The 15418-nt window shown below is 32.4% G+C and carries 13 protein-coding genes; 7 read left to right on the top strand and 6 right to left on the bottom strand.

Annotated elements, in window-relative coordinates; genetic code table 11:
* Positions 1–192: 192 nt before the first annotated feature.
* Positions 193–867, bottom strand: coding sequence for a response regulator transcription factor (locus tag V6670_RS06775; protein ID WP_141905552.1), 675 nt, complete (start codon positions 865–867; stop codon positions 193–195).
* 389 nt (positions 868–1256) lie between these two features.
* Here V6670_RS06775 and V6670_RS06770 point away from each other — a divergent pair, with 389 nt between their 5' ends.
* The 7 genes from V6670_RS06770 to V6670_RS06740 all read left to right on the top strand — a co-directional run bounded on the left by V6670_RS06770 (position 1257) and on the right by V6670_RS06740 (position 9144).
* Positions 1257–2321: a GerAB/ArcD/ProY family transporter gene (locus V6670_RS06770; protein ID WP_338653277.1), complete on the top strand. Its 1065-nt coding sequence runs from the start codon at positions 1257–1259 to the stop codon at positions 2319–2321.
* Positions 2314–3714 carry a spore germination protein gene (locus V6670_RS06765; protein ID WP_141905554.1) on the top strand — a complete coding sequence of 467 codons (1401 nt, stop codon included), beginning with the start codon at positions 2314–2316 and terminating at the stop codon, positions 3712–3714. Before V6670_RS06770 ends, V6670_RS06765 begins: the two co-directional genes overlap by 8 nt.
* A 29-nt stretch (positions 3715–3743) precedes the next feature.
* Positions 3744–4871, top strand: a complete 1128-nt coding sequence (locus tag V6670_RS06760; protein ID WP_141905555.1) for a Ger(x)C family spore germination protein — start codon at positions 3744–3746, stop codon at positions 4869–4871.
* 389 nt (positions 4872–5260) lie between these two features.
* Positions 5261–6238: a Fe(3+) dicitrate ABC transporter substrate-binding protein gene (locus V6670_RS06755; protein WP_338653275.1), complete on the top strand. Its 978-nt coding sequence runs from the start codon at positions 5261–5263 to the stop codon at positions 6236–6238.
* 87 nt (positions 6239–6325) lie between these two features.
* Positions 6326–7330, top strand: coding sequence for an iron ABC transporter permease (locus V6670_RS06750; RefSeq protein WP_338653274.1), 1005 nt, complete (start codon positions 6326–6328; stop codon positions 7328–7330).
* Entirely contained in the window at positions 7327–8340 is a 1014-nt protein-coding gene (locus V6670_RS06745) for an iron ABC transporter permease (RefSeq protein WP_338653272.1), read from the top strand. The genes V6670_RS06750 and V6670_RS06745 overlap by 4 nt, the downstream gene beginning before the upstream one ends.
* A gap of 15 nt (positions 8341–8355) precedes the next feature.
* Positions 8356–9144: an ABC transporter ATP-binding protein gene (locus V6670_RS06740; RefSeq protein ID WP_338653270.1), complete on the top strand. Its 789-nt coding sequence runs from the start codon at positions 8356–8358 to the stop codon at positions 9142–9144.
* Between the two features lie 48 nt (positions 9145–9192).
* Here the strand turns inward: V6670_RS06740 and V6670_RS06735 are convergent, their stop codons facing one another.
* From V6670_RS06735 to V6670_RS06715, 5 genes are all read right to left on the bottom strand, one after another.
* Positions 9193–10167: a tripartite tricarboxylate transporter substrate-binding protein gene (locus V6670_RS06735; protein WP_338653268.1), complete on the bottom strand. Its 975-nt coding sequence runs from the start codon at positions 10165–10167 to the stop codon at positions 9193–9195.
* Between the two features lie 35 nt (positions 10168–10202).
* Positions 10203–10874, bottom strand: a complete 672-nt coding sequence (locus V6670_RS06730; protein ID WP_338653266.1) for a response regulator — start codon at positions 10872–10874, stop codon at positions 10203–10205.
* A gap of 13 nt (positions 10875–10887) precedes the next feature.
* Positions 10888–12486, bottom strand: coding sequence for a sensor histidine kinase (locus tag V6670_RS06725; protein ID WP_338653264.1), 1599 nt, complete (start codon positions 12484–12486; stop codon positions 10888–10890).
* 505 nt (positions 12487–12991) lie between these two features.
* Positions 12992–14722 carry an ABC transporter permease gene (locus V6670_RS06720; protein ID WP_338653263.1) on the bottom strand — a complete coding sequence of 577 codons (1731 nt, stop codon included), beginning with the start codon at positions 14720–14722 and terminating at the stop codon, positions 12992–12994.
* Positions 14715–15404: an ABC transporter ATP-binding protein gene (locus tag V6670_RS06715; protein WP_338653262.1), complete on the bottom strand. Its 690-nt coding sequence runs from the start codon at positions 15402–15404 to the stop codon at positions 14715–14717. Before V6670_RS06715 ends, V6670_RS06720 begins: the two co-directional genes overlap by 8 nt.
* Positions 15405–15418: the final 14 nt, after the last annotated feature.

Genomic DNA, 15418 nt, shown 5'->3' with positions numbered 1-15418 from the left:
AAGCATAATTTGATAATTAGATATAAGAAAAAAGAAGTATTTGTAATATAAGAAATTTGGATATGGCAATTGACGATTTTGATGTCAAAGGCTTTATGTAGATACAAATCAAAATGAGCAAGCTGCTTAAAAGGGAGTATTCCCCAATAAAATAAAATTATCCGAATATAAATAATATTCGGATTTCTTATATTATAGTAATGCACGTTTTTTATTATGATTTACATATAAATTAGATATAGCTAAATTATAAGGAATCCACCTGTTTTTAACTGCTTTATCTATTGCTTGAATACGAGTCTTCACTGATAATTTATTATAAATTTTATTAATATTTATATTGATCGATTTTTCCGAGATATTAAGTGTTTGACTAATCTCTTGTACATTTTTACCTTCTGCAAGCATTAGCAAAATGACATATTCACGCTTTGTAAAAAGATGCGATATGATTTCCTTCGAATCAAAAAGTTTTAAATAGCTTTTTATAAAAATGGTCATTGTCGAACTATTAAAGTAGTATTCACCTTTGGAAATTAAATCTATTGCCTTTCTTAATTCTTTTGATTTTATATTATATAAAAAATAACCTGAGACGCCAGCTAACAAAGCCTCATGAATTTCGTCCTCTAAAATAATTGAAGTAAGAATAACAACATACGTATTCGGATATTCGGATCGAATCCGTTTTACATGTTTTAGGTTATTTTTACTTAGATCATTAATGACAATAATATCTGGCTTGTAATGATTCATTAAATCATAAAGATTTTTTGATAAGTCAATGTCTGAATAAATATTGTAATCACTTTCCAGTATTTTTACTAAACCCATTTTCAAATAAAGATTGTTTTCTAAAATGATCATATTCTTCTTAAGCAAATTGAAAAAGTCCCCCTTTTCATTTAAATCATAAAAATATTCATTAAATTTTATAATCTATGTAATTTTTTTAATAATTTATAAACCTTTTCTCAGTTTCGCACTGTTAAAAAAGGCTTTAATATAGTTAAATCTTAGCAGTTATATAAAATAAATCAAAATCTACTTTTGATAGTTTTTTAACTTGCTTTGATAATTAGTAGCATCATTGTTAGATTAATTATTTATGCACCTCATTTTAACTTCCAGGAAGAGAGTGAAATTTTGAGCTAGAGCTATAACTGGGTTCATGTGTGTCAATAATAAAAAGAAGTCCATTTAGATTAGATGACAACAAACATGGGGAGTATTGTTAGGAGGGGGTTTAAGATAAAATGAACAAAGTTTTACAACCAATACATGTATATTGTTTGTTATTCTTATCAGTTAGTTTTTTAGCACATTTCGTTTTAATTCCCACAATTTTCACAGTGGTCGAACGTGAAGCATGGATAAGTGCATTAGCTAGTTTAATCCCAATATTCTTTTTTGCCTTACTTATTTCTAGAATTACAACAAATAATACTTCATTCCTTGAATTAACATCTGTCCAGACTAGCAGACCACTCTATTTATTCATCATTACTTCATATATAGTTTATTTTATTTCATCCACTTTCGTCTCACTCAAATTTACAATTATTTGGGCAGATGAAAGTTTTAACTCTGATTATCCATATTTTATAACAGTTATTTTATTTATATTATTATGCTTTTATGGTTCCTTAAAAGGAATCAAAACCATAGCTATCCAGTCCATAATTATTTGTTCACTATACATTTTTTTGTTTGTACTCCTCAACTTAGGGAACTCAATGAACAATGAATATGAACTATTATTACCAGTATATACAAGTAATACTCCGTCCATTTTATGGGGAATATTATACATATGTATTGGTATTTTAGAAATGGGTTTTATTTTAATTGTTTTAAATGGTTATGTAAAAGAGAGAATGAAAAGAAAAGGAATACTCGTTTTTTCTATTGTATTTGTCCTATTGGTTTTTATTTCCATTACGACAGCTATATCTGAATTCGGCATTTATATAACCCAGAAAATGCTCTTTCCTCTAAACGAGCAATGGAGGGTTTTATCATTTGGTAAGTACTTTACAAGATTGGATTCTTTATCTGTTCTCCAAATATTATCAGTGGCTTTTATTCGCATATGTTTATTTATGTATATTGTATCTTCCTTTTTTAAAAACCGAAAATTAATATTATTTATTTGTTATCTATGTTTAACAATAGGATTATTAATTCCTTGGTCTGTTTCTGATTTTTTGTCATTTATAAAAAGCACTTATCTCCTTTCTATTTTTGTATTTTTATTCTTATTTATGACTGTTTTCTACGTATTAGAAAAAAAGCAAAAGGGAGTTCATAATCTTGACTGAAAATAGGGATTTTTTTTATAAAGAATTAAGTCACCAATCAGATATAACGGTAAGTAGTAAATTCTATATTTTTAATAACGAAAAACATGAAGTTATATTTATCTATTGCCATAGTTTAATTGATAGTGTACTTTTTTTGAATTCATTATTACCAAATATTAGATTTTTGGCTGAACAAGGCCATTTACACGATGTCGAAATTATAAATCGCTATTTAGAAGTACAGGAGAGAAAAGAGTTCAGAACGAAGACAGATGAAATAAATAGCAAAATTTTCTCAGGTTTTTTATATTTTTTTCATGTTCCATCAAACAGCTTATATTCAACCAATTTAGCTAAACTACCTGAACGATCCATTGAAGAATCAAATATGGAAGTCTCATTAAGAGGACCCAGAGACGGGTTTATTGAAAATATAGATACCAATTTTTCTTTAATAAGAATGAGATTAAAAAGTAAAAATTTATCAAGTGATCAGTTTACAATTGGTGATATAAGTAAAACAAAAGTTTTATTGCTCTACATTGAGAACAATATTGATCAGACCACTTTAAAGAATGTACAAAACAAACTAAATAAAATAAAAGTAGATAATATTGCAAGTAGTTATCATATTGAAGAATTACTTTATGATAAGTTGACCCTCTTCCCTCTCCTTGATTATTCAGGAAGACCCGACTTTGCAGTAAGTTCTCTCAATAAAGGCCGTTTTGTCATATTGGTAGATGGAAGTCCAAGCTGTTTAATTGGACCCGCAAATTTACTACTTATTTTGAAAGCCCCGGAAGATGATCAAACTAATTTTTTATTTGTGAGTTTTTCACGAATTTTAAGGATTAGCTCTTTATTAACAAGTATATTTTTACCTGGGTTTTGGATTGCATTAACTGTCCATCAACTTAACCAGTTACCCTTTCCCTTACTAGTTTCAATATCTGCATCTAAAATTGGACTACCCGTCTCTTCTTCGTTCGAAATTCTTATTATGCTCGTTTTTTTTGACCTCTTTCGAGAAGCGGGCATACGTTTACCTAAAGCTGTAGGTCAAACTGTTGCAGTTTTAGGAGGCTTAATAGTTGGTGATGCTGCCATAAGAGCAGGATTTACATCACCATCAACTTTAGTAATTGGAGCACTTACCGTTATATCTAGCTATACATTAATTAATCAAAATATACTAGGAAATGTATTTTTAATAAGAGTTGCTACATTAATAATTGCCTCCTTTTTTGGAATGTATGGCTTTGTTTTAAGCGTCTTATTTTTCTTAACATATATCTCATCATTAGAAAGTTTTGGGCATCCTTACCTTTCTACATTTTACAAAGTAAGTATACCCAATCTTATTAAAGGTTTTTTAAAAATGCCATTTAGAATTAAAATAAAAGACTGACTGCTTTTTCAGCAGAAGGGAGATTATAAATGTCCCATTATTATACTTGCATATTCAAAATAACATTAATTTTTTCTTTATTATTTATACTAGGCGGTTGTTTAGGCACGAAGGAAATACAAAGTGAAGTTTATATTACCGCTCTTGGTATAGATTATTCTAATGATGTGTATCATTTATATTTTCAAGCTTTCGGATTTACGAATGTTGCAGGCTCAGATCCTGGCATTTCATCTGAGCCTGCTCCAATTGTTGTTGGCCATGGAGAAGGTGAAACAATTCAGGGAGCAATCGATGATATAGAAAAGAATTCTGTTAACCCTTTGTATTATGGACATATACAAACTTTCTTTATTTCCAAAAACATATTGGATGGACATCTAGATGAATTTTTTGATTTTTTTAGTAGGGATTATTATTTACGTTACAATACTTTAGCTTATGGATTTGAAGATGATGATATTAAAGAGATAATGAATGTACATGGTCTCTTTTATAAACCACCTATCTTAACATTTCCTTATGATCCAAATGAACAATTATTCTTTAATTCGTTCATCTCAACCAGTACTGTACAAGACATGATTAAAAGATATTATGAACCAGTTGGATCAATAATGGTTCCTTCCATACAGATTAGTGAAGATTATTGGATGGAGGATAATACATCTAAAGATATATTAAAAGTAAGTGGTGCCTATTTTCTTTCACATCAAAAATTCAATGGCTGGATAAAGGAAGAAGAACTATCAGGGTTAGATTGGTTTAATAAGGATTTTAAAAACATGAAATTATCAATAAAGGATAAGTCTGTTTCGATGTTTATTGATAATATAGATTATCATATAGAAATTGTGGATAATTCGATTCCTAAATATATACTAAATTTAGAAATAAAAGCTTCTATCCGAGAAAATCCAAAAAATATTGGAAAAGAAACAATTGAAAATGATATTAAAAATATTATTTTATCACAGTTTCAAAGTACATTTAATAAAGGGTTGGAAATAAACTCTGATGTCTTCAATTTCTCAGAAAAAGCTTATCGTTTCAAGCCCCAATCATGGACTGTAGATGAATTAAACTCCATTACTGAAAATTCAATTAAAAAATTTAATATAAATGTTTTCATAAAGAATGAAGGAGCTAAAAAATAAGAAAATTACCTTCACCTTGTTGAGCACATGATATTATCCCCTTTTATTAGACAACGTAAAAAAACTACAGTACGTTGAAATAACATCTAACTTAAAGGGGATTTTTGTATGTCAAAAAAATCGTATCTATTCGTATGAATTTAAAGGAAGTATGCAGGTGGTGAAAATAAAATATCTGTTTATTCCCCTTACTTTCCCGATGTTATCGAAGCGAATATTCAACTTAGTCATCCGCTATGAACAAAATGTTCAAAATGAACTTTTTACTCCTATTAATTTTATTTCACATAACTTTCTTTATATTGACCCTCCGCATTGAACATTCTATTATAATCCCTGTTAATGATTATCATTTTCATTTACATTACCAGAAAGGAATGGTTAGAATAATGCAAGGATTTACCAAGTTAGGGAAATTGAGAGGTATAACGTTATTACTGTTATTAACAGTCATGATGGTTTTAACTGGATGCAATGCTGCTCAAAAAAATACAGAAACAGAGAAAAAGGAACAAACTTCTACGGAAGCAAAAGAATCAAATAGTAGAACAATTAAACACGAGATGGGAGAAACTGTTATTACTAATACCCCTCAAAAGATAGTTACTCTAGAGCTATCTTTTGTTGATTCTTTAAATACTTTAGGAATTAATCCTATAGGAATTGCGGATGATAATAAAAAGGATATGATTGCCAAGCTGGTTGGTCGTGACATAGATTATACCTCTGTAGGGACTCGTGAACAGCCTAACTTAGAGGTTATCAGCTCTTTACAGCCAGATTTAATCATTGCAGATGCTGAGCGACACAGTGCTATTTACAAAGATTTGCAGCAAATAGCTCCTACAATTGTCTTAAAAAGTCGTGAATCAACATATCAGGATAATTTGGACTCTTTTAAAACAATTGCAGAAACATTAGATCAAAAGGAAGCTGCTGAAAAGAGATTAAATGAACATAAACAAATTATAAACGAAATTAATTCAAAGCTAAGCCATGATTCGAATCTAACTGTTTTACCTGCGGTTGTACGAGATACATCATTTCAAGCACATACTACTTCTTCTTATGATGGAGAATTGCTTGAACAATTAGGTCTGAAGGTGGCCATTCAGAACGAACAGCCTTATGTTGAAATGAGTCTGGAACAACTTGTAGAAATCAATCCAGATGTACTACTTTTAGCTAATAATGAAGGCAAACTGCTTACTGATGAATGGAAGGCAAATCCACTTTGGAAAGACTTAAAAGCAGTAAAAAATGAACAGATTTATAGTGTTGATAGAGATTTATGGACAAGATTCAGAGGCATTATTTCAGCAGAAGCAATTGCTAAAGATACATTAACAAAGCTGAATGAAAAATAAAATAAATAAAAGAGGAGTAAGTAAGGTATTCTACTTACTTCTCTTTCTAGTAAGTCTTATCTTTTGTAAGAAAGTGTGTTGTAGTTAATGGAATCTATAATTAAAGGTAAAGTAAAAATATATAGTACAGCAATAACTGCAATCGTTTTATTGATTTTAGGAATTATCATTAGTGTCTCTGTAGGGGTAGCAGATGTCAATCTATTAATGATTTTGAAGTCCTTCTTCGAAACAAATCCATCAAAAGATCAATTAATTATTCAGACCCTTCGATTGCCCCGAGCTATCATCGGAGCATTAGTTGGTGCTAATTTAGCCGTAGCAGGTGCTCTTATGCAGGCGATTACTCGAAATTCATTAGCTTCTCCACAAGTATTTGGTGTGAATGCAGGTGCTTCATTGTTTATTGTCACTACTTTTGCCCTCTTTCCTTCTCTCTCTTCCCCATCGCTTGTTTTCTCTGCTTTTATCGGGGCAGCAATAGGAGGAATAACAGTCTATTCCTTTGCTTCTGGAGGGGGAATGACTCATGTAAAACTGGCTTTAGCTGGAATGGCCGTACATTTTCTTTTGTCCTCTTTAACTCAAGGAATCATTATTTTTAGTGAGCAGGCAAAGGATGTTCTGTATTGGCTAGTGGGGTCAATTAATGGAAAATCATGGGCACATGTTATGATCATTCTTCCATGGTCTATTTCTGGGCTATTCATTGCCTTATTACTTTCTCGATCTATTTCTATACTTGTCCTTGGAGAAAGCACTGCCCAAGGTCTCGGACAACAAGTAAATCGCATCCGTACTCTAGCTGGCATACTGGTCATTATTTTGGCTGGCTCTTCTGTAGCTGTCGCAGGTCCGATAGGCTTTGTAGGATTAATTGTTCCTCATATTGTTAGGAGAGTGCTAGGAGGAGATTATCAAAGAATCATTCCATTCTCTGCACTTTTTGGGGCTATACTTTTAGTTTACGCAGATATTCTCGCTCGATTTATCGCTTACCCTTTTGAATCGCCAGTTGGGATTGTTACAGCTATCATTGGGGCACCATTCTTCCTTTATTTAGCAAGGAAAGGAAGGCATATTAAACAATGAATAATAGACAACAGTTTAGGCAAAAACAACATTTTCATCCTAAGCTTATTCTTCCTGTGCTTTTAATCATCATCTTCATTTTATCAATAGTAAGTCTAGGTTTAGGAGCTATTTACATTACACCATCAGAAATCATTCACAATTTAATTGGGGAAGGAACACAAAGTCAAAGATTTATACTAAACAATTATCGTATTCCTCGTATTATAATCGCTATCATTGTAGGAGCTGGACTAGCAACAGCTGGAGCAATTTTACAAGGAATTCTCCGTAATCCATTAGCCTCTCCAGATGTAATCGGCGTTACGAAAGGGGCTGGTTTAGCAGCCGTTATCATCATTGTTCTATTCCCAACGTCACCTATTATTTTTCTTCCCCTTTCAGCTTTTATTGGAGCAGCTATCATTGCTGCCATTCTAATGCTGTTTGTTTATAAAAAAGGCGCTCAACCAAATACATTAGCTTTAGTGGGGATAGCTCTAGGAGCAATATGTCAAGCAGGGATAGAATATTTAATGATTAAGTTTCCAGATGATGTAAGCATGACTCTTTTATGGTTGACTGGAAGTCTTTGGGCAAGAGGCTGGGACCAAGTGTATATTTTGCTGCCATGCCTCATTCTTATCCCAATACTATTTGGATTAACTGCTAAATTGGATATTTTGAGCCTTGGTGATGATATAGCTACAGGTCTTGGAGAACGTTCAAGATTTTTGCGATATATTTTACTAAGCGTTTCCGTTATTTTAATTGGCGTATGTGTTGCCACAGTAGGATCAATCGGATTTATTGGTTTAATCGCTCCTCATATTGCCAGAAGAATTGTAGGATCTAAATTTAATGTTTTACTTCCTGCTTCTGCTCTCTTCGGTGCTGTCCTTCTCTTAGTCGCTGATAGCCTAGGTAGAGGTCTATTTCCTCCAATAGAAATACCTGCTGGTATTATTACAGCAGTGATTGGTGCACCATATTTTTTATATTTATTACGTGCTGAACGAAAAAAGGCATAAGAAAGGTGAACATTTATGACAACATTATCAGCCGAGCATCTTTCACTGTTCTATGGATCAACTCAAATCCTTGATGATATAAATTTAGTCATTCCTGAAGGTAAGATTAGTGTTATTATTGGGTCGAATGGTTGCGGCAAATCAACTATTTTGCGCTCCTTAGCTAGATTATTAACACCTCAAGAAGGAATAGTCTATTTAGATGGAAAAGCCATTCATCAGCAATCTTCTAAAGAAATTGCAAAGAAATTGGCTATTTTACCTCAAGGTCCAGAAGCTCCGGAAGATATAACTGTTAAGGACCTTTGTTATTATGGTAGACATCCACATAAAGGTTTATTGTCAAGACAAACGCTGGAAGATGATGCGATTGTAAACCGTGCGTTAATGGCCACCAAAATGACCGATTTTGTAGATCGTACATTGGATGAGCTATCTGGAGGGCAAAGGCAAAGGGCTTGGATTTCAATGGCTTTAGCACAAGACACAGATCTTTTATTATTAGATGAACCAACAACCTATTTAGATTTGGCTCATCAAATTGAAATACTAGAATTGTTACGCAATTTAAACGTAACTCATGGTCGAACAATTGTTATGGTTTTACATGATTTAAATCAGGCAGCACAATATGCGGATCATCTTATTAGCATTGTTAAAGGAAAAATTTATCGAGAGGGGCCGCCTGAAAAAGTATTTACCAAAAGCATGATTAGAGAAGCATTTGGACTTGATTGCTGTATTATTGAAAATCCTGTTGATCAAACACCACTGTGCATTCCTATAGGCTTATCATTAAGCTAGTACTAAGTACAAGGGACCGCTACTTTTAAGATGTAGCGGCCCCTTTATTTACGAATCCATATGAATACCCATTAATTGTTCATACATCCTACTTTGATTTTCTAGAAAAATAATCGTTTCTCTTCTATTTTTATAAAAATCATTCCACATATACATTTGAAGCGTTTTCTTCCATTTCTCAGTCTTCACCATTTTTTCGATTGTTGCATCCCAAAATTCAATTTCAGCATTTGACATGTTCGGAGGCCCCATCACTCCTCGCCAATGTTCAAAAACTAAATCAATTCCTTGCTCAGCCCATGTCGGAACCTCTGGTAACTCCTTTAATCTTTTTTCAGAAGAAATCACTAGTAATTTTATTTGATTTGATTCAGCATATTTTTTCGCTTCTGATAAAGACATCGTGGCAACATCGATTTGTTTTTTTAATAATGCCTCCACCACTTGTTCACTATTTTCATAAACATAAAAGTCGAGCTGTTCCGTTCTCAGCCCAACCTGTTGACTAGCTAATACAAAGGAAAGTTGATCATCATTTCCGAGCCTTGGGGAAACACCGATTTTATAAGCATGCGGATCTTTCTTGAGATCGTCCATTAACTGTTTAGCACTGGATATTTTCGAACCTTTTGAAACAATGGTAACTTCCCATTCAGTAGCTAAGGTGGCAATTGGTGTAAAGTCTTTATACGTTAATTTACTTTGACCCAATAAATAATTAGTGATAAGTAGACTTGAATTAATGGCTATTACCGAATCTGTTTGATCCTTTGTATATTTCCAGCCTAATTCCCCGCCAACACCGACTTTATTAATGACAGAAATATTCTGATTCATCAAATTTTCACTTACCAATATATCTTGCATAGCCCTAGCTGTTACATCCCATCCCCCACCAATTGAGCTAGGTGCAATAATCGTTACCTCTTTTGTGATTGGTTCCTGGATTTTAAATTCATTTGTAGAGCAAGTAAAGAGAATTATCATGAACAGTAGGAATAACATGAGTTGTTTCTTCTTCATTCGTTAGACCTTTATCATAAATTTACAGTGTTTTGTCATAGGTAATACTTCCTTTCAGGTCTTCCGACAATTCCATAATCATGTTTAGCTGTACAGACGTTGATTGAAACCAAATACTCTAAGTATCTTCTTGCCGTTGTTCTAGATGCCCCCATCTTTTCCCCCATCTCCTCAATTGAAACGCCACCTTTAAGCTCAAACATTATTTCTTTAACTTTTTGCAAGGTTAAACGATCCACCCCTGAAGGAAGGTCCTTTTGATTCATCACAGCTTGGACAGAAGTGCCAAAGAAACTATCAATAATTGACTGATCGACTTCATCCCTGCTATTAAAGAGCTCTTTTTTCCTTTTATATTCCTCGATGATTTCAATAAACTTTTCCATTGTTACCGGCTTTAAAAGATAGTGGAAAACGCCAAAACGCATAGCCTTTTCTAGCATAGCTTTTTCAGTTGCTGCCGTAACCATAATAACATCTACATTTGGATAGTTTTCTCTTATTTTCTGAAGTAATTCAGTTCCAAGCTCATCAGGCATATAAATATCTAATAAAAGTAAATCAACTTCTTCTTGCTCAAGCAGTTTTAATGTTTCTTTAGCATTTAACGCCTTCCCGACCAAGCTTACACCAGGTACTTTCTTCAAAAAACCCTCTTGTATTTGTGCAATTCGAAAGTCATCCTCTGCAATCACAACTTTTATCACTGTATTTCTCTCCTCATATGAAAGCCTTTTTTGGCAGGTATACTGTAAAAATAGCTCCTCCACTCTTATCATTATGCACTTCAATTGTGCCCCTTAATGACTCCACAATTCGTTTAACATTGAATAAACCATATCCCCTATTCTCCCCTTTAGAAGAATAGCCCAAAGTGAATATAGTATCTATGTGTTCCTCAGGCAGCCCTTTTCCGTTGTCTGTTACTTCTATTATGATGTCATTGCCAAAGCCAGTAATTGAAAACAATACCTTCTTACTTTGTTGATTAGCGACCGCATCAAAGGCATTATCAATGAGATTTCCGATAATTGTAATAATATCTGTTACCTCAATATTGCTTGGCAAAGGATCGACATGACTATCAGGGTCAATTTCTAATGTTATTTTCTTTTCAGAAGCTTTCCCCAGTTTCCCTAACAAAATTGCTTGCACATTAGCATCATGAATTTGATTAAATAATATTTGATTTCTATGTTGATAGGTGATTGACTCCTTTTGAATAAAGTCAAAAGCATCCTTATATCGTTCTAATTGGAGCAAACCAGATATTAAATATAATTTATTGGTGTATTCGTGAGTTTGCGCTCGTAAACCTTCTGAATAAGCTCTAACCTCTGATATAGTATTGATTAAATTCTTTAATTCAGTCTTATCACGGAAACTAGATACAGCCCCCATAATTTGATTGTTTTTTATAATAGGAATAACGTTAAAGATAAAAACGATATCATTCAAGAGAATCTCAACATTGTGCATCGTTTTTCCTGTTTGCAAAACCTCTTCAATTTTTGAATTCTTTAGAACGTCATTAATATGCTGACCAATTAACCTTTCTTCATTAAGATTCATCATTTCCTTAGCCGAATGATTGATTAATGTTAACAATCCATTTTGATCAATCGCAAGAATTCCTTCTTTAATAGACAAAAGAATTGCGCTTCTTTCTAGGTATAGCGATGAAATCTCGTGTGGTTCTAAACCTAAAGTATCCTTTCTAATACTTTTTGTTAGAAAAATGCCACCTATGATACCGAGCATTAGTATCACAAAAGAAGCAATGACAATGGTCTTAATTCTACTAATAATATTTCGATAAATGTCTGTTTCCAAAAACTCTACCGAAACGACTCCAATTATGCGCTGGAAATCACCATAGTCGGCCATTATTGGCACTTTCCCAACAATAACGGAGCCACCACTTCGCTCAACTTCAAAAATATTTGAGCCTCCAAATAGCAGTGCTAGATCATTGGTATCATCTAAACCACTTTCCTCAATATCATGTTCTACATGAGAATAAATGATCTTATCACGATTTTCAATGAGAATATTTGCTGCGTTTACCTGATCTATCACTTGCTCAGCGATAGGACGAAATTGAGTTTCTAAGTCCTCTTGTTCAATTGCATCTCTTAATTCAGGCATAAGTGAAATCGATTTTGCCGCTTGTAATGCTAATTGTTCTACTTGATTTCTAGTATCTACTGCTTGTAAATAAGCAAAGACACTTGCAAGCAGCGTAATAATGAGAAGTATAAGGGAACTAATTAACCCTAGTATTTTCGTTTTTAATGTAATCCTTTTATTTTTAAACATTGTATTTAACCCTTCTAAATTAGAGAGACAGAATTATATTGAATGAAGAAAATAGTAGATGACTCACGTAATGAAATTTAGCCTATGAGTATCCCATCTTATTGTACTTTACAACCACTATTTTATACATCATTTCAAGCATCCCTTAGGATATCGTGAATGCTCACATTTAAACAAAGAGTTACAGTTAGTACGCCCATTTCTGTCATCCATTCTTTCGAAATTGCTTACTGTATAAGCATCAAATAATCCTCACCGTTCATAATCAAATGGGGATTGAATTCTCTTTAGATTTCTACCAGTAGAAGAAGTTATTCATATAGTAATATGATTTACCCTGTTCATAAAATTAATGTTGTATTCCTTAGTTTCCCTCGTACGAAAGATAAAACAAACAGCATCTTCAACTACCATGCACTGTTCCTTGAAGTGCATTTCTTTACATTCAAAACATCTTCGTTTGCTATTCTCCTTAATAGTCACATCATTTTACTTATAGTTGGTGTTAAAGGATGTATTTTTTCGTCTGTCCTGCATTTTGAATTTTTGCAATATTATTATTAAATCTACAGTGGATAAGATGATAAATTAGATTTAGCAACAACCATATACCGCCAATTATAAACAAATTCGTTTGAAACGGTATATAATCACCCGTTTTTATCGAGAGGCTTTTTTGTATGAACTGACAAACTATAACACTTAATGAAACCATAATGATAAATGCCACATTTAAAAGAGGTTTATAAATACTGATTAACATTTTGTTAATGGAATTTGCAGAATACCCTAACATATTTAAAATAAGAATATTTCTTGTGCAATCTTGAAAATTTAGCAGTATGACAAGATAAAGAAGCAAGCAGCCAATAATACATCCTAATAGTTGATTTATCACTGCACTTATTTTATTTGAAACATTATTTTTTTGTAAATAAGCTAAACGTTCCTTTTCTGTTATTATTGATTTATTCTCATACTGTTTAGGAACAGTGTTTGAAAGTATTCCGTTATAGCTTGACTCTTTTATGGATAACATACTTGCTAATTGCGGTTCTGAAAGATAAATAGTCTTATTCTCTGCATTTCCCACAATAGCAGCAACTTTTAGTTTATAGATTTTATGTTTAATGTTTACTTCAATATAATCATTTTGTCGTATTCCATAGAGTTCAGATAAAGCTTCATTAATATACACCTCTTTTTCTTTAGGTAAGAAAAGCTTCTTGTGATCTAATGTATAAAATTGAAACAAATTTGTTTTTTTATGAAATCCTATTGCTTGTTGATTAATTTCATTTCCTTTCCATGAAATCTTCACATTACTTCTTAAATAGAAAGTACTATCTTCTTCTAGTGGATGATACGGCTGATAATTTTCAAACTGAATATCATATTTATAGGACCTACCAAGTGTCTGGGTTTCATAAATATATTGACTGCTGAAATGAAGTGACATGCTCATAATCGATAAAACTGTAAAACAGCCTACTGACAGGAATAGTAAAGACACTGCTAATGGCTTACGTAAAGCTATGCGAAATGAGCGCCGATATTTGGTTGGAACTGCATTGGATAGTTTATTACTAATGAAAACTATCCATTTATTTTGGTGTTCTTCAGGGAAATTACGTAATAATGAGGAAATATCAAATTTTAAAAACTTATAGTACGGCACTATTGCCATGATTCCCGATAATACAACAATAAATAGGAAACCTATTGCTAAATTTGAAGGGAGAATTCCCTTATGAAGTGATTCAATATCAAAAGATGAACGATATAATTGTAATAATACATCCGAGCAAATCCATCCTAATATGAAGCCTACTATAAAGGCAATAAAAGAAAGACTACTATTAATGAAAAACATAACTGCGATTATTTGTTTATTTGAACGTCCGAAAGCCTTATAGCAACCAATTTCTTTCATATGATTACGGTAATATTTTAAAAAAAACATATAAAATGCAAAGGCTGCAATTACAGAAAAAATGATTAAAAAAGTAGCTGCTAAAATTTGATTAGAATGTAATGCAATCAAAAGCTCTTTTTGCGAACTATTAATTAATAGTCCATTTGTTTTATTGTAAGCCAGATGTTTTAGATTCCCATCTATAGATACTTGAACAAAAAAGTACATAAATGAGCCTAAACAGCTCAAAAAAAATAACACAGACATAGTCGCTTTTTCATAAAATAAACTCTTGGAAATTTGTTTAAACATACTACTCATTATAGAATCTCCGTGGAGAAGTATTTAAATAATCATCCTCAATAAGGCCGTCCTTCATGACAATAATACGGTCTGCCACTGTAGAAAGTTTGAGGTTATGTGTAGAAAAAATAATGAGTGTACCATAGGTTTTATTTAATTCCTTTAAATAGTCCACAACTTGTTTGCTGTTATGTTCATCCAATGCTCCTGTTGCTTCATCACAAAACAAAATTTCAGGATTTTTAATCATTGCACGTGCGATAGAAACTCGTTGTTGCTGACCACCAGATAATTCATTGGGGAATCGATCTGCTAATGTTTCGATCCCTAACCTTGCTATAAGTTCACGGTATTCTAAATCATGAGCATTCCCTGTTTTCCCTAATTCAATATTCTCCCGTACCGTTAATTCCGACAATAGTAAATAGTCTTGGAAAATATTACTGAAATTATAGCGTCTGAATTGAATCATCTCTTTTTGTTCCGCATGAGAAATATCTAAATCTTTATAATAAACATTTCCTCTTGTTGGCTTCATTAGTCCTGACATGATATTGATGAGTGTTGATTTCCCACAACCACTTTGTCCGAATATCACATTAAACGTATGGGCAAAAAATGAAAGGTTAATTTCTTGTAAAACTGTATCAAAATCATTAAATTTTTTGCTTATATTTTGTAATTTTAAAACAGCTTCCATTTACCAATCTCCTT

The organism is Lysinibacillus sp. Y5S-8 (assembly GCF_036894365.1).
In the GTDB taxonomy this organism is placed as follows: domain Bacteria; phylum Bacillota; class Bacilli; order Bacillales_A; family Planococcaceae; genus Lysinibacillus; species Lysinibacillus fusiformis_D.
Note: the sequence above shows the minus strand (reverse complement) of the source record. Positions and strands in the feature narration are given on the sequence as shown.